Raw genomic sequence first — 20,524 nt, 5'->3', positions numbered from 1 at the left:
CTCATCCCTGAATATTTCTATTCATTTCGAGTGAACGAATCGCACCCACAGCCAGAAATCGATAGTCCAACCGAACCACGCTTTGAAAAGATTTAACAATAATTGCTAATTCGCAATTCGTAAAATTCTCAAGTTGCCTTTGGCGTAAGGATTTCTAAAGCTTTTTTCTAGTCTCTAACTACTGAAACCCACACTAAAGGGGAAGAATTTTTTAAATCTTCGTGGGGGAAACATGGGGATTTTTAGTTATGGTAAGGAGTGAATTTAAACCCTCCCCCCTTAACCTTTAAGCGATAAGTATTGAATCAAGGGTTTGGAGCGATTTTAGCACCCACTGAACAGTTACCTGTAAAAAATATTTTTGAAATTTGCATAACTTTCTATTCCAACTCAGATATGTATTCACGGCATAAGCTTCAACAACTTCCAAATTCAAAGTAATAGGATGCAAGAGAATGCTCATTTGCTCAACATAACTGACCCATACATTACTCCCAATTCGGTGTATGCGATCGCTGGCACATTTGTGGTAGAGGGAGGGCAAGTATTCTCACATTAAGAAACTTTACTTCTCCATATTGCATCTTGGACACTACTAAATTTTGAAACTAAACATGTGTTGGGCGCGACATCTCTTCTCTAATACATTGTAGTAATGTGACGAGAAAGTTGAACCTAATTGTTCCACTTGTAGAGGCAATTTGAGTCTGTATATCTGCGGTTTGACATCTTAAATTTTCCCAAAACCACCAATACCATCACGAAAACTATCTTGTAGGAAAAATATATTATGAGTAACGAGAAAAAAGTCACGTCTAACATCCCCACAAGGGGCGGAAAACCTGGGTATCGCCCTCATGGCACTGGGGTACGAGGTGGGGAATTTCCACCACAGTCTTCCCTGTTTGAAGGACGCTTTGGACGGATCTTTCGCACACTTCCTGCTGCTAATTTTTCTGTACAAGCACTTCATGCTCTTGCTGAAAAAATTACTGCGCCCCATGAAGAGGAGCAAACCCCAGAAAACGAGCCAGATGATGAGGAAAACCTCGGAACTGCTGAACACCCTGGTATCCCTGCTGGATATACTTACCTTGGTCAATTTATCGACCACGATCTAACTTTTGATCCGGCAAGTAGCCTCCAAGTAAAAAATGATCCAGAGGCTTTGATTGATTTTCGGACACCACGCTTCGACCTCGATAGCGTCTATGGACGTGGCCCAGACGATCAACCCTACTTATACGCGAATGATGGTTTGCACCTGCTTTTAGGCAAAAAACTTTCTGGGAGCGTTTTCGATCCAAACACCAGAGATTTACCACGCAATACCCCCAACTCTGGCGAACCTGCCCGTGCTTTGATTGGCGACCCTCGCAATGACGAAAACACTATTGTTTCACAACTCCATTCCACAATACTGCGCTTTCATAACCGAATCGTCGATTTTTTGACTAAACGCGATGGTCATCCACCTTCTTTCGAGACCGCTCAACAGGAGGTGCGGTGGCACTATCAATGGGTAATTCTACACGATTTCCTCCCCAGAATTATCGGTTGGGACACCCTGTTTGAGATCCTGCCTCAGCTCAAGCAAGAGAAGGAAAATAAGGAATTCTCTGAGTTTCAGCCCAACCTTAAGGTCTTTAAGTGGAAGAAGGAGCCTTTCATTCCTGTCGAGTTTTCGGCAGCAGCCTATCGCTTTGGACACTCGATTATTCGTCCAATTTATCGATTGAATACCAATGACCCAGGCACTAAGGAAAATCCAGGACGACGGATTATCTTCCCCAGTCCTGACGGTGATGTGAGCGAAACACTTACTGGTTTTCGTACCATTGAGGACGGTAGGGCAGTAGACTGGACTCTATTTTTCGATATTACCCCACTAGATCAACAAAAACCAAATACTCCAAATCGCGTTCAGTCTAGTTACAAACTCGATACTTCACTGGTAAATCCCCTTGGTACACTTCCAGAGAGTGTGGCGACAGTTGAGCATTCTTTGGCAGCGCGCAACTTGCTACGCGGGCTACGTTTGGGTCTGCCTTCTGGACAGGCTGTGGCAAAACATTTAGGTCTGCCTGTTATCCCTAATGAACAACTACGAGTCGGCAAGGCGACAGCAAAGGATGCTGCCAATAATCCTCTACTCACCAGCATCTCTCCAGAATTTAACAACCGAGCGCCGCTTTGGTACTACATTTTGGCAGAGGCACAGCTAGAGATACAGAAGGCAGCGCAACAGGGTCAACTGAGTGAGGATGAAATCAACAACATTCCTACCCGACTCGGCCCAGTAGGGGGGCGTATTGTTGGTGAAGTATTCGTGGGGCTACTTTTTGGAGACAGTCACTCTTATTTGCGTCAGTACCCAGGTTGGAAACCAATCTCTGAATTCCGCCGCAGTAAGGACGGCACTGTTAACCCCGATGGTGATTTTGGCGTACCAGAATTGATCTTGCAAGCAAAGAAATCTGTCTGAAGATGTTAGGGGATCTGCTCCCTGACTGCCTTATTGTTATATTTTTTATCAATACAGTAAGGGTCAAATCCCCAACTCAAGAGCTTCTCTTGCCTCTTTCAATCCAAAGAAACTGTTCTTGATTAGGGAAGTTGTATTTTACTTGTGAAGGTCAAAAGGTCTGTAGAAATCAAAACTAGTTATGCAGCTACTCCGAAAATTTAAGCAACTTTTTAAACTCCCTTGACTTGTCCTTACAAATCATGTTCATAGCCTGATTCCCTCAAGGTTTACCTCGATGGATCGAACGAGGCAAATTTTATTCCTGATTTGACCAATCGTTTGATAAATCGATAATCTTGCTCAAGATTCTTTAGATATTTAACTTGCCATCATTCATAATGATTGCACTATACTTATGATTTTTTGAGTTCATCAATTGCTTTTTGAAAAGCTGCATTTATATTGACGTTGATGATTCGTGCAGTTCCGTTATAGTCAGATTTTAAAGCCGTGGATATCGTGCATACTACCGCAATACTTCTAGGTTAAGGGGAAAAGGGGAATGGGAAAGGGAAAAGAAAAACTGGAAGCAATTGCATAAACTTACTTACTTAGCTATATTTCTTTTAACGTGGCATATTTGGGACAAAATGTCAGGGCATTGGACATATTTAACACCCATTGCCATTATGTGGATTACCGCTATTATGGCTTTATTTCTGATTCGTTTTTGGATTGAACGCCAGAATCAGCAACAAAAAAAGATGAGTATAACAAAAAAAGAAGTAGTTCGTAGATAGTTTACACAACGAACAGAATCTTCTCTCTTTGTTGTCCAAAGTCCAACTCAGAGGAAGTTCCTAACAAAGATTGCTCAATCTAAATAATGTTGTTAGTTGTGATTTGGAGTCTATAGTTAATGTCAAAGCTAATCCTCAATAAGGTTTCAGCAGCTTTAGTGATTACCATTGTAGCCTTGAGTAGCTTTAGTTTCTATGGTTTACTTTCACGATTCAAAACTCACACATCGACCTCTATATCTTTGCTTAATTTACAACCTTCTCACATTTTTAAAGGGCATTCAATATGGATTTATGCGATCGCTATTAGTCCAGATGGTAAAATTTTAGCTAGTGGTAGCTATGATGGCACGATTAAAATTTGGAATCTGCATACTGGCAAATTACTTCATACCTTTAAAGGCCATGCTGATGCAGTTAAGTCCCTTGCCATTAGTCGTGACAACCATATTCTGATCAGTGGTAGCTGGGATAACCGGATAAAAGTTTGGAATCTAGAAACTGGTGCTTTGCTGCATACCCTCAATGGTCATGTTGATGATGTGGAGTCTGTGGCGATTAGTCCAAATGGTCTTTTGGCTGCTAGTGGCAGTGCCGACAAGACGATCAAACTGTGGAATCTCCAAACTGGTCAACAATTACAGACACTTCAGGATACTGATACTGTAAAGTCTGTTGCCTTTAATCCAGATGGGAGAACTTTAGCTAGTGGCGACAATGATGGCACTGTTAAAATTTGGCAGCTAGACACTCAATCAGGAAAAGAAAGTGCAGTGCTAACACACACTTTCGTAGGTCATTCTCAAGGAGTATTATCTGTTGCTTTTAGCCCAAATGGGCAGATCCTAGCCAGTGGCAGTGCGGACAAGACGATCGAGCTTTGGCGGCTTAACGATCGCATATTGTTACACACACTGGTAGGACATTCTGCAAAAGTGTTGTCTGTAACTTTCAGCCCGGATGGGCAAGTATTAGCCAGTGGCAGTGCAGATAACACGATTAAGTTTTGGTATCCATCTACAGGTAAAGCATTAGGTAGTATTGCAGGACACAGCAAACCAGTTTGGTCTGTTGCATATAGCCCCGATGGACAAACTTTAGCTAGCGGTAGTGCCGACCAAACTATCAAAATTTGGTCTGTGAAGGGGTTGCATAATTAACAGATAAACTGTCTTAAATTATACATTAATTCATATTTGTAATTGGTCGATTTTATTAAACTATAAAAGCATAAATCCCCACATTAGCTAACGTTCAACGCCACTAATTTTTAAAACATCATTCATGGTTGCACAGTAATTTGGCAAGCCGAAACTATCGGGATTGATGAATTTTTCATAAGTAAAATGCCGATAGTTCATGCAAAACCGATCCCAAGCGGCCATGCGAATGCGGAACAGAACAATAATCAAATTAGCCAATGCTATAGATATGGGAATGCGAAAATAAATCTTTTTGCCCAGATAAGCACAAACTTGTTTGACTGCTTGATTAGCAGTTAACGGTGCTTGACCTAAAACAAGCCGACGTGGTTGATTATCTTTAGCAGGACGATCGATCAAATATTGCACGACAGTGGCAATATCTCGTGCATGGATAAAGTGAAAACTGCCATCTGCTTCCAAAAAGCGAATCACATTAATATATTTCGTAACTTCTGGAATACCAGATGTGACAGCAGAATAAGGTTTATTCGCATCACCGCCCAATACTACAGTCGGAAAAACTGTGGTAATTTTGGGTGCGATCGCTAATTTTTCTTTTTTCTCTAAGCACTCATATTTAGAACGGATGTAATCTGTCCCAATTTCCCCGGCTTCTTTTAATGGTTGATTGTAGCGATCCAAAACGCTAGCTGTCGAAAAATAAATTACTTGTTGGCAACGTTCTGGATCTAGCAGTTCGAGTAACTCTATAGTCTTAACAACATTAATATCAAATGTCTGATTGCCACCCCAAGCTGTAGCTGTGAGTACTGCTGTATCAATTGTAGATAGCAAATCGGCAAACTGGCGAATATTTTGCATATCACCTTGCAAAACGTTGATGCCTGAACGTGCCTTAGTATCAACTTGCAGTTTGCTTGGGTTCCTAACTAATAGATACAGTTCGTGATTTGTTTCTTTAATTAAGGCTTCTGTTAAATAATGACCTACACAACCACTTGCACCAGTCACTAAAATCCGCTTCTGGCTCATAATAAGATTTTAATAAGTTAGGAGTTAGGAGTTAAGAGTTAAGAATAAAGTTAAAAGTTCCGAATCAGGAGTTATTTATAAAGTTAGGAGTTAAGAATCAAGTTAGGAGTGGGGAGTTAAGAATAAAAAAGAACTCTGCACCTCGCGACTAATAACTTAATAGCTTATAACTCATAACTCATAACTCCTAACTCATAACTCATAACTCATAACTCCTAACTCTTAACTCCTGCAAGATTCAATTCCTTTGCCGTTTCAAAGAAGAAAGCGACATTTTCTTCGGGAGTTTCTGGTAAGACACCGTGACCGAGATTAAGAATATGACCCCAATTGCCGGCTTTGCGAACGGTATCGAGGATGCGATCGCGGATAAACTGTTTAGAGCCGAATAACACGCCTGGGTCAAGATTTCCTTGAACTTTCATTTGTTTACCCAATCTGGCTCTTGCGTCTGCCATATCTACTGCCCAGTCTACACTGACAATATCAGCGCCAGATTGTCCCATTCTTTCCAACACACCCGCACTACCGCTAACTAGCAAAATCAAAGGTGTATCGGGGTGGGTTTGCTTGACTTGCTGGAAAACTCGCTGCTGATAGGGGAGAGCAAAGGTGTCATAATCTTGAGGACTCAATTGACCCGCCCAAGAATCGAACATTTGCACAACTTGAGCGCCACAGTCAATTTGGTAGCGGGCATAGATGGCGATCGCATCTGCTAATTTAGCTAATAGTTGATGCAATATCACCGGGTCTGAAAATGCCATATTTTTGATGATGGAATAGGTTTTAGAACCTTTTCCTTCAACTGCATAAGCTGCTAATGTCCACGGCGCACCCACAAAGCCCAACACCGTTGACTTATCGCCTACTTCCGAACGCAGCGCTTGCAAAATTGTCTTGATAAATGGTAGAGCTGCTTCTGGTTCTAAAGGATGCAGAGCATCGATTTGTTCTTGAGTGCGGAGGGGCGAGTGAATGATTGGGCCTTTACCTTCGGCAATATCCATGTCAATCCCCAAACCAGGTAATGGGGTGACAATATCAGAAAATAAAATTACTCCGTCTGGTTGGAAAGCTCTCCAGGGTTGCAAAGAAACTTCAATTGCTACTTCTGGAATTTCGGAGCGATCGCGAAACGAAGGATACTTATCTCTTAAGTCTCGATATGCTTTCATATATCGTCCCGCTTGTCGCATCATCCATACAGGGGGACGATCTACTACTTCACCACGAGCAGCCCGTAAGAGATGAGGAGTCGTTGAATAAACACCCATTTATCACTTCATCCTAAGTCACAACTTTTATGCCACTGTTTAGCTTATCATTCTGGGATTACGCTTTATTAGCAAGTTGTCACCAAAAGCCCTAGTACCTTTACACCAAAGGGAAATCGGGTCGGAAATGGGATAAAACAAGAATTAACAAAGAAAGTGGAATATAAAAGAATTTCGTCACTCTTTTGTGTTGTCTCCACTATCTACTCCCTTAATTCCCTATGCAAACTGACTCTAACAGTCCCGATCATCTTGCATCTGCTAATAATGAGCCTAATCCAGGAAAGTATTTGATTCCGCGATCGCAGCGGCAGAGGTTCTTTATTCAGTTTACCTCAATGACCCTCATTGGATGGGTTGTGGGTGGCGTTGCCAGTATCGCTTTAGAGAAAATTATTCTCCAAAGTCTCTCATCTAACGTTGCTAATCAACCACAAACATGGAGCATTTTGGTTAGAAGTCTTAGTAACGTTGTATTTGCCATGATTTTCGCTGCTGACCAAGCTCTTGTGCTTTACCGATATTTACCGGGTTGGCAGTGGCTATTTGCTACTAGTGTCGGTTGGCTGATTGCCAACGGTGTTTCTACAGCCTGGATTAACTACATTTCAACCATTGCCTCATCATCTTCTGAAGATACTTTGATTTTTGGATTTTTGTCTGCGATCGCATATATAATTTCTGGAATTTGGCTAGGGATTTGCCAATGGCTGGTATTGAGGCGATATACAGCAGGTATTTGGTGGTGGAATTTTGTACCCTCAATCTCTTTCTTCTGCATCACTATTTTGGTTTGGTTGCTTTTTATTATGCAAAATTTGATTCCAGAAACCTACCGTACTCCCATACTATATTGGAGTGGACAAGGACTGACAGCAGCGATTTTAGGAGCCATACCAGCAATTGGTTTGTGTATATTAAAAAGAAATTTACATCCCAAAACTGAAATTTCTACCTGACTTTTGTCGATATATTCTATAACCTTAATATTTATGACTCGCCCGCGCATTCTCCAACCCGGTCAAAGTTATAAATTTAGTAAGTATTTTGAATTACCATATACCCCAGGAGACATCTTGGCGGAACTGGGATGTAGTTACGAACGCGCATTGCTACAACTACCACAATATTCAGGCATAATTGACTATTTAGAATTTTTACAGCGTTACTTACGGCGTAATATCATGCGCGTAAATCCTATCAGTGAAGCTGCAAAATGTGAAGTTTTAATTGCTCCTATTTTGTTGGAAATTTGCGATCAAACACAAACGCAACTAAATATTGAGTACCCCATTAATGTTAGCGAACAACTCAAAGGGAGTTTTGATTACTATATTTCATCTTCCAATTCCCTATTAGTAGTTGAAGCCAAGCAATCCGATTTAAGCCGGGGATTCACTCAACTTGCAATTGAATTGATAGCACTCGACCAATGGACAGATTCGCAAACACCAACTTTGTATGGTGCTCTAATAAATGGAGAAGATTGGCGATTTGGAATATTTTATCGGCAAGATAAATGGGTCATGCAAGATATCAAACTTTATCGCGTTCCAGAAGGTTTGGAAGAATTAGTGCGAGTGCTTGTAGGAATTCTTACCAATGCTAATAGTTAATTATATACTCAAGCCACTGCACCTCAAAGGATACCACGAGTTACCCAGTCCCATTTAATTGTTATCCCAAATAGTTTCTAAACGCTCTTGTGCTATTTTGAGAGCTTTATCGGGAGATTCACCCAGCAATGTAGCCTCGATAGCTCGACCAAGACTGTCAGAAAGACGGCTATATCCGGCAATAATCGGTCGAGCACCAGCCAGAGGAATTTGTTCCATAAACACTTTTAACCAAGATTTTTGGTTGAGGAATTGCTGATAAGCTCCACTTTGTGCAGCTTTAAGATTAACTGGTAAAAAACCGGTACCGATACTCCATTCTTTTTGGAATTCTTCACTCAAAACATATTCTAAAAACTTGAGTGCAGCTTGCTCTCTGGCTGGTGTAGTCTTCATCACATACAGATTTCCGCCACCTGTCACCGTAGCTTGACCAAGATTTGTCGGTATGGGAAATGCGTCGTAATCAACGTTAGATTTCGTGATATAAGTCCAAGGACCCGTAATTTGCATAGCAACGCGACCCGCTATAAAGGCATCCTCTTCATAACCCCGTTCTGGGGAAGAAAGCATTGCTGAACCATCTTTCAACAACTGCTGCCAGAATTGTAAAGCTTTCAGCGCCCCAGCGTTCGTTAAATTCGGTCGGTTATTTGTCAGTACTTCTCCGCCAGCGCTCAATAAAAAAGGAAACCAGCTAAAAACAGTCCATTCTCCCTTCCCTAAAGGCAGTAGAATTCCGTACTGTTCTGGTCGCTTGTCGCCATCGCGGTCTATGGTTAATTTTTTGGCAACTTCCCTCAATTCTTCCCAGGTCTTGGGCGTTTGCGTAATTCCCGCAGCTTCAAAAAGCTTAGGTCTGTAAAAAATACCGATGTTACTTGTATATAATGGCGCTGACCAAAGATGACCATCTAATTGCAATTCTTCAAGTAGGTTAGGGGTGATTTCTGACTTTAGGGGCAATTTTTTCAACCAATCTTCTAAAGGTATAATTGCCCTTAAATCTGCTAACTGACCTGTAATTTGCGGATAGAATGCCAAGATATCTGGAGGCACATTACCCACAACAGCTGTTAATATTTTCGGCAAGTGGGGTTGAGCTAAAAAGACAGATTCTACCTGCACATCAGCATGAGTCTGATTAAATTTGTCTACCAGTTTGTCAAACACATCCCGATTAGCAGGGGGATTGATTGCTTGCCATAGGGTTAAATGAATTACTCCATCATCCTTCTGTACTAGTCCCTGACAACCAGATAAAAATATTAGGAACGAACTTAGAACAATCCCTAGAAGTAACATCTGCCAAACAGAAGCGATGACTCGGCGAGAATAATGGCTTATTTGGGATAGAAAAAGGATAATCTTCATACCAGGTAGTTAATCAGATTAAGAAATATTCTCCAAAACACTTTTGGTAATACTAGTTTCTGCTCTTGTGTAAATATAAGTTTGGGGTTCCGTTACTTTTTCAGTTCTGAATATTTTTGCCGCCCGATACCAAAAGTCTGTATCTTCTCCATAAGCAATATTATTAAATCCTTTCACCTCAAAAAATACCTGTCTCTTTCCAAAAAATGTTGGGCCTAAAACACATTCTCGGAGATTAATTTTTTGACCTGGTTGAAAATAATCTGCAACCCAAACCTCTTCTTCTGTGGCGAATCCACCTTCAATCAAATCAATTTCTGGATTAGCTCTCATATATTCAATTCGCGCATCCAGATGATTTACTTTGTACGCATCATCGCTATCTAAGAATGTTATGTATTTGCCGAAAGATGCCTGTATGCCAACATTTTTAGCATACCATAGCTTCCTGTTTTGATGTTTTAAATACCGGATATTTTGAAATTTTTGAATATAAGGATTGACAATTTCAAAGGTATTATCTTGGCTGCCATCATCAACTATAATCAGTTCCCAATCTTTAAAACTTTGAGCAATAACACTATCAATGCAATTGTTTAGATATTTTGCCCGATTATAGGTACAGAGGATAATTGACACTTCATGATTGAAATCAAAAACTACAGTTTCCATTTTTAAATCATCATCGTAATTGTTCGCACAAGAATTCCACTAACAAAAGAGGGATTTTTAATTATTGAGGAGTAAAGTATTAAGCTGTGTTGAACAGAACAAAGTTATTAACAGGCTGAAAATTACTCCTTAGCTATGTAAGTTTATAAAATCGTGCATAATATCATTATAATGATAAACTATCCGGCTATAATCAAAGTTTTCTCGAACATATTCTAAAATTTGTGGACGATAATATTGGTTTTTATCAATCATCTCGCTAATTGTATCGGTAACAATTTTGTGAGCTTCTGGTGTGGTATCAGTTAAAATATTATCTGGCAAAATTCTAATGAATTCTTTGTGATGCAAATTAGCACTAGCAGATTCGGAAACAACTATACATAAACCTGCTGCCATTGCTTCTAAGACTACGAGTGGTGCAACTTCTCCTTCACTAATTAAAACTAAACAACTATAATCTGTGAGCCGAGAATAAACTTGTTCTAAACTCCATACACCTAAATGTTTTGTGGTTGTTCCTTCAACAAAATCAGGGTCATCTAGAGGGCCAACAAAATCTATTGCAATCTTTCCATCTATAATTTTTGCCAGTAATTTCTGCTGTTTTCTTGGCTGAATCCAACCTAAACAAATAGCTTTATTATTCCCTTTAGGTTGAAAATTTACTTTCTGAGTATCAATACCGTTTACTTGCACTGCTATGTATCCAGAATACCCTGCGTTCAGTAAAAAATCTTTTGTTACATGAGAAAGAGCAATTATCCCAGGTGCATTAAAATAATGTTGATATGCTTCTCTAAATTCTTCATTCCATTTATCTGTTTTAAATAAATAACCATCATGGCAGGTAAAACAATACTTCTGTTTAAGTTTTCGATTAAATTCGCTGACAAAACTATAGGCGTGTAAATGCACGAAATCATAATTATTATTATTAATATATTCTATGACTTTGTTAACATCTTTCTCGTTTAAGATATCGGCTTGATGTCCAATTGTTTCTAAAAAATTTTTGTATTCATTTATCACAGTTAAAACAGAATGTGATAAAGGGGGTTCAGGGATATAACCCCAAGCTACAAGAGCAATTTTCATAAATAATTTAATTTCTCCTCACACTTTTAGATTTACTTTTCAGCCAAAATACAAGTTGCGACGGGATAATCTGGATGGTAAGCGTCTAGTTCTTCAGATGTTAGTTCTTCTACGGCTATTCCATGATAACTAGCTATGACACTGGTAGGGTTGCCATAGACATACAACTTCTGTTGCGAGAAGTTTCTAAACATCCAGGCGAAAGCATCAGGTAAAGGTCGCCAATAGTCAACGGGAGTAGCATGAACTCTAATCGCACTTGGTACCATTGCAAAACATTTTCCACCAGGTTTTAGCCAAGTGTGGATATTTTCCACCACTATCCAGGGGGCGTAACAATGTTCTAAGACGTTAAAAATGATCGCTGAATCAAAAGATTCTGGTTTAATAACGGATACATCATGAGCATCCCCAACTATATCTACTCCTGGGCCTGCTTCTAAGTTGAGAATCTGATATGATGCGCCTGGATTAATTTGATAAAAATCTTTATCTTTTGGTGTTCCTCCTATTTCTAAGATATTGCCACCAATTTGGGTTTGAATTTCTTTCAGAAATTTGCTGAGGTAGTATCTATCGACAGGTGTACCTCTTGTCAATCCAAATGCTTGACAAATGGGAACTGTTTTTTTCAAATCACCCCAATCTATCGAACCTGTAGCAGGGGACAGTAAACCAAGACTTTCTAAATGTTCTACTAATTTACGAAATTCTTCTATATTTTTAATAGATTCTAGGTCATCTTCTAATTGATATTGGGAAAATAATTGTGGCAAGACTTGGTAAGTTTCTCTACTTAATGAACCAAGTTCATATTGCATTTCCTTTTCGATAAAACTCCGAAAGCCTTTACCGAAGATTGTCAGGCTACCATCTGCTAAAAAAACTAGGGCGTTTTGAAGAAGCTGCTCATATTTTTTGATCTCCTGAATAACTTTCTCTGCTATAGGTTCTAATTTAATTTTTTGAAATATTTGGTAAGCTGTCTCTAATGAATGTTCGTGAATAAATATTTCCAGGATTGTCAACCATGATTTTGATGGAATAATTTCTGCGGTTCGCTGACTCCAAGCAAAAATTGCATATAACTGTGAATTTTCAACTTTTAAAAAGGCATTAGGTACATATTGTTTTGGCATATAATTAATAACTCAAAGTTTTATAATCAGGAGGATGACTTGGGTATTATAAGCTATTTTCGATTTTATTTATAATGGCATCGCATTTATTTTAAGATTGGCTGAAAATAACAATTTAGCGTTACTGAAAGATCCTCTTTTCCAACGCTTCCCCGGTTGCAAGAGACAAGTGTTGCTCTACTTCTCTGGTAATTAGGGAGTCTGGAGGGTTAGGTTTGTGATTCCTGAATCGATGCTCTGCTCTAATTGCCGCAGTACCACACTAGAGGCGATTACCTTTACTTGGATATTCGAGTTGGTCTTAGTATTAACTATTGAACCATAGTATGTTACTGTTAATCCTAATTTGCGTAATTTAATTGGTAAAGCTAACAAAACTAGTACATAATTAATCTTGGGAGAAAAATTAATAATGGCAAAAACTAATGAAGTTGTTCCAAATATCTCTTTGTCTAGTTGGGACTATATTTCACCTGAATTTGAGATAGTTCATCCTGATTCAGCTTTCCCCAATATGATTCTTGGAGACATCAATAACTGTTATTGGTCTTATTTACGTCGAGATATTCCCCATAAATGGTATGTGGATATAGATGAGCCATTTATAGGGTTCCTCAATAGAGATGAAGCACATATTTTATATAATACGGCACTCAGATTTGCCGGAAAAAAAGCTTTAGAAATTGGTTGTTTGCGGGGTTGGTCTGCCTGTCATCTGGCATTGGGTGGAGTGGAATTAGATGTAATCGATCCTTTTCTAGCCAGAGAAGATGTTTATGAAAGTGTAAGTAATTCCCTACGACTTGCTAATGTTCTTGACTCAGTTAATTTAGTAGCTGGTTATAGCCCACAAAGAGTAGAAGAGTTAGCTAAAGAATTACAACACAAGTGGTCATTGATTTTCATTGATGGCGATCATGAAGCACCTGCTCCGCTCAATGATACGATTGTTTGTGAACCATTGGCAGAGGATGATGCTTTAATTTTGTTCCATGATTTAACTTCCCCTGATGTAGCACAAGGTTTAGACTACTTAAAGGAAAAAGGTTGGAATACAATCATTTACCAAACTATGCAAATTATGGGTGCTGCTTGGCGAGGGAATGTTGAACCAGTAAAACATCAGCCAGATCCGAAAATTAATTGGAATTTACCAAAGCATTTAGAACATTATTCTGTGAGTGGATTATGACTGTTTAACCAGAAGCGGATCTGATTTTAACTTAGATGGGGATGCGCGATCGCTAATATTCCTGCATCCCCATCTAAAGTTACCTCCATACCCACTGGTAAGGCTGCATTGGGACTATCATGACCAAAAGGTAAATCGGAGACAATGGGAATCCCCAAATCGCCCAAGCGATCGCGCAATACTTCTTCTACACTAAAACTAGATATAGTTGGTGGCGCTTCACAGCGAGTAAAACCGCCTAAAGCAATACCGCAGACTTGTGACAAAGCACCACTCAAACGCCACTGTGTTAGCATCCTATCGATGCGATAAGGTGCTTCTGTAACATCCTCCAGCGCTAGAATTACACCATCCAGATGTGGCAAGATTGGTGTACCCAAAAGGTGAGTAGCCACCGTGAGATTACCTGGCAATAAAGTACCATGAACCACACCACCACCCCAACCGCAACCTTTAAGAGGGCTAAAAGAACTATTTTCTACCCAATCAAATAATCGCTTAATAGACCAATCTGACTCATCTGCCAAAGTTGTCATTACAGGGCCGTGAACGCCGGAAATTCCTGCTGTATAAAGACTCCATAATAAAGCTGTGATATCAGAAAAGCCTATAAGCCACTTGGGAAGCCCTGAGTTTGGCCAATTCCAATTTTCTAAGATGCGGGTGCTGCCAAAACCACCTCTGGCACAGAGAATACCACGACAATCAGGATCTTGCCATGCTGCTGCTAGCTGTTGACGACGGGTTTCGTCTGTTCCAGCTAGATAACCCCATTTGTCATCTATCTGGGGACTGACTTTTAATTGATAACCACGCGATCGCCAAATTTCTAGACTCTGTTTAAATTCCTCGAATTCTCGCAAAGCACCACTAGGGGCAATTACTCGTAGTAAGTCTCCAGGTTTTAAGGGCGGTGGTAAGATTTTGGCTGGCATGAAACAAGTTATGAATGAAAAGTATAATAGACTCTTGACAGAAGTGGGGAAAAGGTTAAGGGTTAAAGGGTAAAGGTATAGAATTTTCCCTTACCCTTTAACCTTTCCCCGATATCTTGACATTTGTTACTTTTGCAAGATGTCTAATATTAACAATGCTGCAACTGTGTTAACAACACAACAACTTCATCAATTGCCTGCCGTATAACTGTTGCAGACTGATTTGACTGATTGACGATAATACTAAAAACTAGCGGCTCATATTTCGGCGCATTCATATATCCAGATAGAGAAACTACACCCGTTAACGTACCTGTTTTTGCTTGCACAATGCCCTCAGCAGGTGTACCTTGAAAGCGGCCTTTCAGAGTTCCACTCTTACCAGCCACGGGTAAAGATGCCCGATATATATATGCAGTTGGGGTTTTTGCCATTCCCCGCAGAGTTTGGACAAAAGCTTCTGGTGTCACTAAGTCACGACGTGATAAACCTGAACCATCGACCAAAATATAATTAGCTGGATCGACCCCCAATTTAGTTAAACTTGCTTTGACAACTTCTAAACCGACATCAGCACTACTCTGAGTTTTCACTCTGAGTTTTTTCACAGCTAATGCTCTCAGCAATGCTTCCGCATAAAGATTATTACTATTTAAATTAGTTTCTGCTAATAATTCAGCTAAAGGTGGCGATTCTACAAATGCTATTTCCTGTTGATTCACACCACCATTTACTACTAATGTTTGTCCCAAAGTAATTTTTTCTGTTGCTAAAGCAGTACGGAAACGTCGTAAGAAGTAATAATTAGGGTCAACTACAGGCAAATCTATTAAAGATTCTTCAGAATTCGTTGTCAGTTGTCCTTGAATTCGTAATACTGTTCCTGATAATTCGCGGGTGACATTGACGTAGCTCGGTTGATTTTGAGGGACGGTTATTGACTGATTAATTATCCGCCACTGTTTCGCTTCGCCAGGATCGAGCCACAGCACTTGCAAAGATTTACCTACAGCCTGTGGTACAAGTTTGAAGCTAAAAATATTTTTATTCAGAATAAAGCTGCTGACTGGTACGCCATCACTTGACTGCACATCTTCCCATTGCCAGGTGGGATTAACAATATCACCTTGAATATAACTATCATCAGCACTCAACTGCTGAATTTGAGTAATACCTTTCTGTTTTAACTGCTGTGCCAATTTTTGCAGTTCTGTATCACTTAAACTAGGATCTCCCCTGCCGACAACACGTAAAATACCATTGCCATTCTGATAAATAGAGGTGCGAATCCGAAAATTAGCACCCAATTCCTGCAACGCGGCTGCTGTTGTCAGCAATTTCAGGTTAGACGCAGGAGTAAAATATTTTTGAGCATCTCGACTGTAAAGAGTTGGCCCCGTTGACAGAGATTGTATCAAAATTCCCCAGCGCCCCCGACTAAATAAGGGACGATTGATTACAGCATCTATAGCTGTTGCCAGTTGGCTAGAGCAAATTGATTTTGTGGTAGTTGTTGGTGCAACTGAGGTTTGTGCTTTCGCAACCCTAGAAGTAAATCCTATCTGGCCAACCAAAAATATTAATAAAACACCCAGTGGTTGATTTAAAGTCTTAAGTCTCACCAATTTTCCTTATCCCAAAGACAGATATTTTTACCTTGCAAACAATTTCCTTCCGGAGAGAGAAGAATTGGCTCAGTAAAGTTACTTAATTAGTATAAGGAAGATGTTCACATGTTTCATACATAGGCGATGTCTACGACGGGCTGCGCCTACGCACAAACATAATTTATGGGACTACAAAATCGAAACCCAAGTCAACCTGCACATACAGAAATACGAAATCGAGGCAATGGTGTGAGTACATTTTTATCTGGTGTAGCTGTATTACTCTCTACTTTGGCTTTGGGATGTAGCGGCTATGTAACTTATGAAGTTTTTACGTTGCGGCAGACACTAAATGCTACTAGTACAGCTAGTAACACCATTCCCACTCAAGTCCCAAGTCCTACAACTACAACTTCTCCACAAGCAACAGCCTCACCATCCCCAGCTAGTGCTACAACTTCAGCAATGTTTAACTTCTTTATTAACCATTGGTAAAAGCGTATCCTAAAATAATTTTAAATATTTTAAATAAACAATAATTCTAACGTCACAAGGTTAGCGAATAGGTAACAGGGGATTTTAATTAGTATCAATTTTCCAGTATAGAAAATAATCGGATGCGCTAACATCAGCAGTTTTGCAGCATAACTGTGATTTTCAGCAGGAATCAGGGAAATATAAGTTTGATTAACTTTGCAATTATCGCAATGCTGATTCTGGGTGTTATCAGAAATGTTAACTCAAGGTTAAGGATTTAAAGTATGTTATCTATACATACCATGACGAATGCTAATAATCTGAACTTGCGATTAGAGTCTACTTTGCAAGAATTACCACTTTGGTCTGTTTATGTCGAAGCAGATAGTCCAGCAAATGATTTGAATACACTCTTTAAGCAAGAACCTTTACTACCAGGAATTATCCTGGTGAAAAATCATGACTATCTGGGGATGATTTCTCGACAAAGATTTTTTGAACACATGAGTCGTCCCTATAGTTTTCCACTATTTTCTAAACGACCCGCGATTAATCTGGTTAACTTTCTTCAGCCAGATGTATGTATTATTTCTGAGGATACGCTGATTGTAGAAGCAAATAAGGTAGCATTGCAGCGAGAACCTCAATTTGTATATGAGCCGATTTTAATAGAAACTCAGTTAGGTAGTTATAAGCTACTCGATTTCCATCATTTACTTTTAGCTTATTCCCAAATTCATATTTTAACATTAGCTCAACTAGAGAAAGTAGAAGAACAATCTAGAATCGCTAAAGTGGGCTTTCGTACCCTTAAGAATAACTATGCGCGATTAATTCAAAATGAAAAAATGGCTGCTTTGGGACAACTTGTTGCTGGGATTGCACACGAAATCAATAACCCTGTGAACTTTATCGCTGGCAACCTTGTTTATGCGCTCAACTACACTCAAGATTTACTACAGTTAATTAGTCTATACCAACACCATTATCCTGCACCAGTGGCAGAAGTTGAAGCTGCGATCGCAGAAATGGAACTAGAATTTTTAACTGCTGATTACCTCAAACTTCTTGATTCTATGAAGTTTGGTACTGAGCGTATCCAAGAGATAGTTCTTTCATTACGCAACTTCTCTCGCCTGGATGAATCTGATAAAAAGATAGTTGATATTCATGAAGGGATTGATAGTACTCTAATAATATTACAAAGCCGTCTTCTAAATCAAGAAACAGGTCAGATAATTACTATTGATAAAGAATATGGAAATCTCCCTTTAGTAGAATGCTATGCTGGGTTAATCAATCAAGTATTTATGAATATTCTATCAAATGCAATTGATGCGATATTTGAGAGTTTTGAATCAGCTTATTCAACTCTAAAATCACCTGTAATTCGTATTCGTACTGAAGTCACAGACAATCGGCAAGTAGTTATTCGCATTGCCGATAATGGTACTGGAATTCCCAAGGATATACAAAAGCGATTATTTGACCCTTTCTTCACCACTAAACCCGTTGGTAAAGGCACTGGGTTAGGGCTATCTATCAGCTATCAAATTGTTGTAGAAAAACATTGCGGTCAACTGCAATGTATATCTAGCGTAAAAGAAGGAACCGAGTTTATTATTACTATTCCTGTTGAACTTAATTCTTGAAAAGTTAGTTCAAAATTCTCTATTTTGGGTAAATAGTAATCGCTCAAGGATATTTTACCTTTTTGTTCGACTACTACGACGCGTAGGTGGCTGTGGTGGAGGTGGTTCCTGAGATTTTAGCTTGTCATCATCAGTCAAAAATTCTACATGGAAACCCTTTTGGTGATAGTGCCAACCCAAAATGACAATACTAGCATCACCCATAGAAGTCTTTTCTACAGCTTGATTGGGGAATTTAGCGGCTAAGTTTTTCAATTCTTCCTCTTCCCAAAGAACAATTTGCTCACGGAACTTAGCCCAAGGTGTAGTTTCATCAGCTGCATAAGTCATAATTTCGGCAAATTTTTGAGCTGCTATACGTTTACTTTCTGAATTTGTTGTTTTAGCCTGTGCAATGTGATTACCCGTTTCTATAACAGCAGCTAAAGGAAGTACCAGCGTTGTTGATTTGTCGATTTCTGCCTGAATTTTTTGATTTACACGCTCAAAATCCCATTCATTATTACCAGCAGTTTCTCTACCTGGAACTTGTAACCAAACGCATAAAAGCGATGTATCGATGAGTAGCACCTTTCTCATATTAGTAACTATTCATTATGAGAAAGGCTTCTTTCAATTGCACCCTTAGTTGTCATATCACCTAAAGAATATGATGCAAATAGCTTAGAAAAATTATCAATATCTTCTAAAAGAGTAAGCTTGCTCTCTCCAGTTTCTTTATCCCGGTGTGCGACAACCACAAAAGGAACTATCTCTGGGCCTAAAGCATCAAGTAAAGCTGGGTTATGGGTAGTAATTAAAATATCAATTTTTCTTTTCTGACCAATTTCTCGTAATATTCTTACAAGTAATTCTGCACGGGAGGGATGAAGCCCGTTATCTATTTCTTCAATTACTAGTTGACTTCCTTCTGGTCGAGTAAGTAATGCTGTGAGGATTGCTATAAAACGGAGAGTTCCATCTGACATAGTTTTAGCATCTATTAATGTCATCTCTCCAGGTTTCCATTCTTCTTCACAGTAAAGCATCGCATCAGTTTTAAGTCTACCAATTGGTTCTGCAAATACTGTTTTAATATCGCCTTCAGGGAAATCTTTTATATAGGCTGATAGAGTCGATTCGACTTCGGCTTTTTGTTTGCCATCCAATGCTGCTAGTACACCAGCAATATTAGAAGCATCGCTTTCTAAAATGTCAGATAAACGTGAATAATCGCGCATCTTAGAAGGAACGGGATTTAATATAAAAATGCTACTAATTTTATTGATTATGAGATTTATTAGCTTATTATAATCACCAACTAAACTAAAATGCTCATCATTCTTAGAGATTAGCTCAATCAGATCATTGGTTGTTTTTTTGATATCTTTTATTGTTTCAATAATTGCTTCAGTTTTTACCTCATTAGTAGTTATATTCTTTTTGAGAGCTATTTGCAATAGTTCTTGGTTGGCATTAGCATTATTTAATTTACTAACTACCAGTTTTAATTTATCATGTTCCTTTTGTTTTTGTGCAAAGAAGTGAGTGAATTCTGATAAATATGATCTTTCAGTTAAAGTATTATTATCATCTATTAAAATTTCATGACTAACTTGGGAATCTGATAATTTTTTTTGTCTTTCGAGATATTCTTGGACAATATGAACATCTGGTTTAGTTTGTATTGTAATACTATAAAAATAATCTGTATTATTATCTTCACCTTGAACTAGTAGTTTTAATATAAATTGAGTTTCAGGTTTAAGTGCAGCCCACTCTACACCACCTCGAATCGAGGAAAGAGTTTTATTTCCTTCTAAAGCTACTTCAATATCCTCACCTCTGACGATTCTTTTGAGCAACTCTAACGCTTCAGCTACATTAGATTTACCACTTGCGTTTGTACCAATCAGAACAGTCAATGGGTCAAGTGGAAGCTCCGCATAACGAAAACTCTTCCAGTTTTCTAAGATGAGTTGCTTAAGCATGATCAACTCCAAAACTCTACCTACTTAAATTTAGCTCCTATCAGTGGCGT

18 protein-coding genes are annotated in these 20,524 nt (G+C 39.1%); 8 read left to right on the top strand and 10 right to left on the bottom strand.

Features of this window, described 5'->3' with window-relative positions:
- Positions 1 to 790: 790 nt before the first annotated feature.
- The 3 genes from ACM0OX_RS11870 to ACM0OX_RS11860 all read left to right on the top strand — a co-directional run bounded on the left by ACM0OX_RS11870 (position 791) and on the right by ACM0OX_RS11860 (position 4,427).
- On the top strand, positions 791 to 2,485 hold the full coding sequence (locus tag ACM0OX_RS11870) for a peroxidase family protein (RefSeq protein ID WP_414515048.1): 1,695 nt from the start codon (positions 791 to 793) through the stop codon (positions 2,483 to 2,485).
- Positions 2,486 to 3,117: 632 nt separating this feature from the next.
- Entirely contained in the window at positions 3,118 to 3,267 is a 150-nt protein-coding gene (locus tag ACM0OX_RS11865) for a hypothetical protein (RefSeq protein ID WP_414515047.1), read from the top strand.
- Between the two features lie 119 nt (positions 3,268 to 3,386).
- Positions 3,387 to 4,427: a WD40 repeat domain-containing protein gene (locus ACM0OX_RS11860; RefSeq protein WP_414515046.1), complete on the top strand. Its 1,041-nt coding sequence runs from the start codon at positions 3,387 to 3,389 to the stop codon at positions 4,425 to 4,427.
- An 87-nt stretch (positions 4,428 to 4,514) separates the two neighbouring features.
- On the opposite strand, the gene ACM0OX_RS11855 is transcribed toward ACM0OX_RS11860, so the two are convergent.
- Both ACM0OX_RS11855 and hemE read right to left on the bottom strand, forming a co-directional pair.
- The gene (locus ACM0OX_RS11855) at positions 4,515 to 5,465 is read right to left on the bottom strand and encodes an NAD-dependent epimerase/dehydratase family protein (protein WP_414515045.1); all 951 of its coding nucleotides are present in this window, start codon (positions 5,463 to 5,465) and stop codon (positions 4,515 to 4,517) included.
- Between the two features lie 215 nt (positions 5,466 to 5,680).
- Positions 5,681 to 6,742, bottom strand: coding sequence for a uroporphyrinogen decarboxylase (gene hemE / locus ACM0OX_RS11850; protein WP_414515044.1), 1,062 nt, complete (start codon positions 6,740 to 6,742; stop codon positions 5,681 to 5,683).
- A 221-nt stretch (positions 6,743 to 6,963) separates the two neighbouring features.
- On the opposite strand from hemE, the gene ACM0OX_RS11845 reads away from it, so the two are divergent.
- Both ACM0OX_RS11845 and ACM0OX_RS11840 read left to right on the top strand, forming a co-directional pair.
- The gene (locus tag ACM0OX_RS11845) at positions 6,964 to 7,701 is read left to right on the top strand and encodes a hypothetical protein (RefSeq protein WP_414515043.1); all 738 of its coding nucleotides are present in this window, start codon (positions 6,964 to 6,966) and stop codon (positions 7,699 to 7,701) included.
- Between the two features lie 33 nt (positions 7,702 to 7,734).
- Positions 7,735 to 8,358 (top strand): hypothetical protein, encoded by a 624-nt coding sequence (locus ACM0OX_RS11840; RefSeq protein WP_414515042.1) that lies wholly within the window; start codon positions 7,735 to 7,737, stop codon positions 8,356 to 8,358.
- A gap of 54 nt (positions 8,359 to 8,412) precedes the next feature.
- On the opposite strand, the gene ACM0OX_RS11835 is transcribed toward ACM0OX_RS11840, so the two are convergent.
- The 4 genes from ACM0OX_RS11835 to ACM0OX_RS11820 all read right to left on the bottom strand — a co-directional run bounded on the left by ACM0OX_RS11835 (position 8,413) and on the right by ACM0OX_RS11820 (position 12,641).
- Positions 8,413 to 9,732: an ABC transporter substrate-binding protein gene (locus tag ACM0OX_RS11835; protein ID WP_414515041.1), complete on the bottom strand. Its 1,320-nt coding sequence runs from the start codon at positions 9,730 to 9,732 to the stop codon at positions 8,413 to 8,415.
- An 18-nt stretch (positions 9,733 to 9,750) separates the two neighbouring features.
- On the bottom strand, positions 9,751 to 10,404 hold the full coding sequence (locus ACM0OX_RS11830; protein WP_414515040.1) for a glycosyltransferase family 2 protein: 654 nt from the start codon (positions 10,402 to 10,404) through the stop codon (positions 9,751 to 9,753).
- A gap of 129 nt (positions 10,405 to 10,533) precedes the next feature.
- Entirely contained in the window at positions 10,534 to 11,502 is a 969-nt protein-coding gene (locus ACM0OX_RS11825; RefSeq protein WP_414515039.1) for a glycosyltransferase, read from the bottom strand.
- A 32-nt stretch (positions 11,503 to 11,534) separates the two neighbouring features.
- Positions 11,535 to 12,641, bottom strand: a complete 1,107-nt coding sequence (locus tag ACM0OX_RS11820; RefSeq protein ID WP_414515038.1) for a class I SAM-dependent methyltransferase — start codon at positions 12,639 to 12,641, stop codon at positions 11,535 to 11,537.
- A gap of 412 nt (positions 12,642 to 13,053) precedes the next feature.
- Here ACM0OX_RS11820 and ACM0OX_RS11815 point away from each other — a divergent pair, with 412 nt between their 5' ends.
- Positions 13,054 to 13,833: a class I SAM-dependent methyltransferase gene (locus ACM0OX_RS11815; protein ID WP_335054585.1), complete on the top strand. Its 780-nt coding sequence runs from the start codon at positions 13,054 to 13,056 to the stop codon at positions 13,831 to 13,833.
- Between the two features lie 26 nt (positions 13,834 to 13,859).
- Here ACM0OX_RS11815 and ACM0OX_RS11810 read toward each other — a convergent pair whose 3' ends face one another.
- A complete protein-coding gene (locus ACM0OX_RS11810; RefSeq protein ID WP_414515037.1) occupies positions 13,860 to 14,768 on the bottom strand; it encodes a S66 peptidase family protein in 909 nt (302 codons plus the stop codon).
- A gap of 149 nt (positions 14,769 to 14,917) precedes the next feature.
- Positions 14,918 to 16,390: a D-alanyl-D-alanine carboxypeptidase/D-alanyl-D-alanine-endopeptidase gene (dacB, locus tag ACM0OX_RS11805; protein ID WP_414515036.1), complete on the bottom strand. Its 1,473-nt coding sequence runs from the start codon at positions 16,388 to 16,390 to the stop codon at positions 14,918 to 14,920.
- Between the two features lie 168 nt (positions 16,391 to 16,558).
- On the opposite strand from dacB, the gene ACM0OX_RS11800 reads away from it, so the two are divergent.
- A complete protein-coding gene (locus ACM0OX_RS11800) occupies positions 16,559 to 16,870 on the top strand; it encodes a hypothetical protein (protein WP_414515035.1) in 312 nt (103 codons plus the stop codon).
- A 266-nt stretch (positions 16,871 to 17,136) separates the two neighbouring features.
- Entirely contained in the window at positions 17,137 to 18,504 is a 1,368-nt protein-coding gene (locus ACM0OX_RS11795) for a sensor histidine kinase (RefSeq protein WP_414515034.1), read from the top strand.
- 54 nt (positions 18,505 to 18,558) lie between these two features.
- Here the strand turns inward: ACM0OX_RS11795 and ACM0OX_RS11790 are convergent, their stop codons facing one another.
- Positions 18,559 to 19,083, bottom strand: coding sequence for a hypothetical protein (locus tag ACM0OX_RS11790; protein WP_414515033.1), 525 nt, complete (start codon positions 19,081 to 19,083; stop codon positions 18,559 to 18,561).
- Positions 19,084 to 19,091: 8 nt separating this feature from the next.
- A complete protein-coding gene (locus ACM0OX_RS11785) occupies positions 19,092 to 20,474 on the bottom strand; it encodes an AAA family ATPase (protein WP_414515032.1) in 1,383 nt (460 codons plus the stop codon).
- Positions 20,475 to 20,524 lie beyond the last annotated feature (50 nt).

Origin of the sequence: Nostoc sp. PCC 9305 (assembly GCF_963920915.1) — a bacterium.
In the GTDB taxonomy this organism is placed as follows: Bacteria; Cyanobacteriota; Cyanobacteriia; order Cyanobacteriales; family Nostocaceae; genus Nostoc.
This window is presented reverse-complemented; position numbering and strand designations above follow the sequence as displayed.

Bases quoted from the DNA above. Each gene is read 5' to 3' on its own strand.
- ACM0OX_RS11870 (WP_414515048.1), top strand. From the start codon at position 791: ATGAGTAACGAGAAAAAAGTCACGTCTAACATCCCCACAAGGGGCGGA.
- ACM0OX_RS11865 (WP_414515047.1), top strand. From the start codon at position 3,118: ATGTCAGGGCATTGGACATATTTAACACCCATTGCCATTATGTGGATT.
- ACM0OX_RS11860 (WP_414515046.1), top strand. From the start codon at position 3,387: ATGTCAAAGCTAATCCTCAATAAGGTTTCAGCAGCTTTAGTGATTACC.
- ACM0OX_RS11855 (WP_414515045.1), bottom strand. From the start codon at position 5,465: ATGAGCCAGAAGCGGATTTTAGTGACTGGTGCAAGTGGTTGTGTAGGT.
- hemE (WP_414515044.1), bottom strand. From the start codon at position 6,742: ATGGGTGTTTATTCAACGACTCCTCATCTCTTACGGGCTGCTCGTGGT.
- ACM0OX_RS11845 (WP_414515043.1), top strand. From the start codon at position 6,964: ATGCAAACTGACTCTAACAGTCCCGATCATCTTGCATCTGCTAATAAT.
- ACM0OX_RS11840 (WP_414515042.1), top strand. From the start codon at position 7,735: ATGACTCGCCCGCGCATTCTCCAACCCGGTCAAAGTTATAAATTTAGT.
- ACM0OX_RS11835 (WP_414515041.1), bottom strand. From the start codon at position 9,732: ATGAAGATTATCCTTTTTCTATCCCAAATAAGCCATTATTCTCGCCGA.
- ACM0OX_RS11830 (WP_414515040.1), bottom strand. From the start codon at position 10,404: ATGGAAACTGTAGTTTTTGATTTCAATCATGAAGTGTCAATTATCCTC.
- ACM0OX_RS11825 (WP_414515039.1), bottom strand. From the start codon at position 11,502: ATGAAAATTGCTCTTGTAGCTTGGGGTTATATCCCTGAACCCCCTTTA.
- ACM0OX_RS11820 (WP_414515038.1), bottom strand. From the start codon at position 12,641: ATGCCAAAACAATATGTACCTAATGCCTTTTTAAAAGTTGAAAATTCA.
- ACM0OX_RS11815 (WP_335054585.1), top strand. From the start codon at position 13,054: ATGGCAAAAACTAATGAAGTTGTTCCAAATATCTCTTTGTCTAGTTGG.
- ACM0OX_RS11810 (WP_414515037.1), bottom strand. From the start codon at position 14,768: ATGCCAGCCAAAATCTTACCACCGCCCTTAAAACCTGGAGACTTACTA.
- ACM0OX_RS11800 (WP_414515035.1), top strand. From the start codon at position 16,559: ATGGGACTACAAAATCGAAACCCAAGTCAACCTGCACATACAGAAATA.
- ACM0OX_RS11795 (WP_414515034.1), top strand. From the start codon at position 17,137: ATGTTATCTATACATACCATGACGAATGCTAATAATCTGAACTTGCGA.
- ACM0OX_RS11790 (WP_414515033.1), bottom strand. From the start codon at position 19,083: ATGAGAAAGGTGCTACTCATCGATACATCGCTTTTATGCGTTTGGTTA.
- ACM0OX_RS11785 (WP_414515032.1), bottom strand. From the start codon at position 20,474: ATGCTTAAGCAACTCATCTTAGAAAACTGGAAGAGTTTTCGTTATGCG.